This window comes from Roseitalea sp. (assembly GCF_984466335.1).
Genome location: NZ_CFIFWG010000237.1, coordinates 1 through 2,775, shown reverse-complemented (window position 1 = coordinate 2,775; position 2,775 = coordinate 1). Strand labels below are relative to the sequence as shown.

Annotated in this window: 3 protein-coding genes; all 3 read right to left on the bottom strand. The window is 68.3% G+C overall.

Translation table 11 applies throughout. From position 1 onward, the window contains the following. A partial coding sequence (gene rpsA, locus AC5E6L_RS14965; RefSeq protein WP_491774366.1) for a 30S ribosomal protein S1 occupies positions 1 to 1,626 on the bottom strand: 1,626 nt, incomplete at its 3' end. Between the two features lie 95 nt (positions 1,627 to 1,721). Beyond that, on the bottom strand, positions 1,722 to 2,393 hold the full coding sequence (gene cmk, locus AC5E6L_RS14960) for a (d)CMP kinase (RefSeq protein WP_491774364.1): 672 nt from the start codon (positions 2,391 to 2,393) through the stop codon (positions 1,722 to 1,724). Then, the coding region (locus AC5E6L_RS14955; protein WP_491774362.1) for a hypothetical protein at positions 2,390 to 2,775 on the bottom strand (386 nt) is incomplete at its 5' end. The genes cmk and AC5E6L_RS14955, both read right to left, overlap by 4 nt.

Sequence of the window (2,775 nt, the reverse complement as noted above, 5' to 3'; positions counted from 1 at the left end):
CTGGGCGACCGCTTCCTTCTCCTCGGCGATTTCCAGCGCCTTGATCGACACGGAGACGCGGCGGTCCTTCTTGTTGAACTGGGTGACGCGCGCGTCCACCCGCTGACCGGCCGAGAAGCGCTCGGGGCGCTGTTCGTCGCGGTCGCGCGACAGGTCCGAGCGGCGGATGAAGCTATCGAGGTCGTGATCGACCAGCCTCACCTCGATGCCGCCATCGGTGACCGCGGTGACCTCGCAGGTGACCACGGCATTCTTGCGCAGGGTGCCCGAGGCCGCCGCGTCGGCGATCGCATCCTTGGTCAACTGCTTGATGCCCAGCGAGATGCGCTCCTTGTCGACATCGACATCGAGCACCACGGCCTTGACCACGTCGCCCTTGTGATAGTCCTCGATCGCATCCTCGCCCGACCGGTTCCAGTCGAGGTCGGACAGATGGACCATGCCGTCCACATCGCCGTCCAGGCCGATGAACAGGCCGAATTCGGTCTTGTTCTTGACCTCGCCCTCGACGACGCCGCCGACCGGATGGCTTTGCGCGAAATCGTCCCAAGGGTTGCTGAGCGTCTGCTTGAGGCCGAGCGAGATGCGGCGCTTGTCCGGGTCGACTTCGAGCACGACCACATCGACTTGCTGGCTGGTCGAAAGGATCTTGCCCGGATGGACGTTCTTCTTGGTCCAGCTCATCTCCGAGACGTGGATCAGGCCCTCGATGCCCGGCTCGACCTCGACGAAGGCGCCGTAATCGGTGATGTTGGTCACCCGGCCCGTGATCCTCTTGCCGATCGGGTACTTGGTGCCGATGCCGTCCCAAGGATCGGCTTCGAGCTGCTTCATGCCCAGTGAGATGCGGTGCGTCTCCTGGTTGATGCGGATGATCTGCACCTTGACCGTCTGGCCGATCTGCAGGATCTCGGTGGGATGGTTGACGCGCCGCCAGGCCATGTCGGTGACGTGCAGCAGGCCGTCGATGCCGCCAAGGTCGACGAAGGCACCATAGTCGGTGATGTTCTTGACCACACCTTCGACCACCTGGCCCTCTTCGAGATTCTGCACGATCTCCGAGCGCTGCTCGGCGCGGCTTTCCTCAAGCACGGTGCGACGCGAGACGACGATGTTGCCGCGGCGCTTGTCCATCTTGAGGATTTCGAAGGGCTGGGGTGTGTGCATCAGCGGCGTGACGTCGCGGATCGGGCGAATGTCCACCTGGCTGCGTGGCAGGAAGGCGACGGCGCCGTCCAGATCGACGGTGAAGCCGCCCTTGACCTGATTGAAGATCTGGCCCTCGACCCGTTCGCCACTGTTGAACTTGGCTTCGAGCTTGACCCAGGCTTCCTCCCTGCGGGCCTTGTCGCGCGACAGCACCGCCTCGCCAAGCGCGTTCTCGATGCGCTCGACATAGACCTCGACCGTGTCGCCGACATCGAGCGTGCCGTCCTTGGCCTTCGCTCCGAATTCCTTGAGCGCGATGCGTCCTTCGACCTTCAGGCCGACATCGACGATGGCCATGTCCTTTTCGATGGCGGTGATCGTGCCTTGGACGACGCCTCCCTCGATCGCGTCCTGGCTGGCGAGCGAGGCTTCAAGGAGGCTCGCAAAGTCCTCCCGCGTGGGGTTCAGTTCCGACATTGGTGCTCCTGGAGCGCGGGGCGGGCTTTTCGTGTCTTCGCCGCGCGCGGGCGCCGGGGTTCGCGTTCGGTCTGCCTGCGTGCGATCCAAGCCCTTTAAGGGCTGTCCGGCGCGGGATCGTCGCTGACGGGTTCAGGTCGCTCAAGCGCCCGGTCAACGATCGCGCGGGCCGCCTGAAACGCCGCCTCTATAGTCATATCGGAGGTGTCAAGCAAGTGCGCGTCGGCGGCGGGCCTGAGCGGGGAGTCGGCGCGGCCCATGTCGCGCGCGTCGCGCCGCTCGATGTCGGCCAGGACCGCCGCCTCGTCCGCCGCCCCGCCGGCCGACACGATCTCGTGAAAGCGCCGCTTCGCCCGCACCGGGGCGCCGGCGGTGACGTAGAGCTTGGCCGGCGCGTCCGGGCACACGGTCGTGCCGATGTCCCGGCCGTCCAGCACCGCGCCTGGCGGCGTTCGCGCAAACGCGCGCTGGCGGGCGACCAGCGCCTGCCGCACCGCCGGCATGGCGGCGACCCTGGATGCCGCCTCGCCCACCGCATGGTCGGCCAGCACCGCCCGGTCCATCGCCGAAAGGTCCAGCGTTTCGGCGGCGCGGACCGCGCCGGGTTCATCGTCAAGCGGCCGGCCGGCGGCAATGAGCGCGTGTGCGACCGCGCGATAGGTCAGGCCGGTGTCGAGATGCCTCAGCTCGTAATGGGCGGCGATGCGGCGGGCGAGCGTGCCCTTGCCCGAGGCGGCCGGCCCGTCGATGGCGATCACGGTGCTCATATGGCCGCCGCCGCTCCGGGACCCTTCAGCGCGCGCCGCCCCCTGACCGCCAATGACCACAGGCCGTCGGCGGCGGCAAGACCGCAATCGACGCCAAAGCGCGAAAGGCGGTCGGCGGCGGCGCGCGGCGCGGCGCCGGCCGCCTTCAGCCGTGTCGTGCCCGGCGTGTTCAGCGCCGCCAGAAGCACCGCCGCGACGGTGGTTTCGCTCCAGCCGGCCGCGACGTGGACCCATGGGTGCAGCGAGGGCTGGCGCCTTATGGCGACGCGGAAGGGCGGCCCCGGCTCCATGGCCAGTTGCGCGCCCATCGCGCCGAGCGCGGCGGCCAGCGGGCCGGCCTCTTCGGCGGCGACGGGCGCGCGACAGGTGATCCGGGCCGGCA

Excerpts from the sequence above, each read along its gene's own strand:
- cmk (WP_491774364.1), bottom strand. The coding sequence starts at position 2,393 with ATGAGCACCGTGATCGCCATCGACGGGCCGGCCGCCTCGGGCAAGGGC.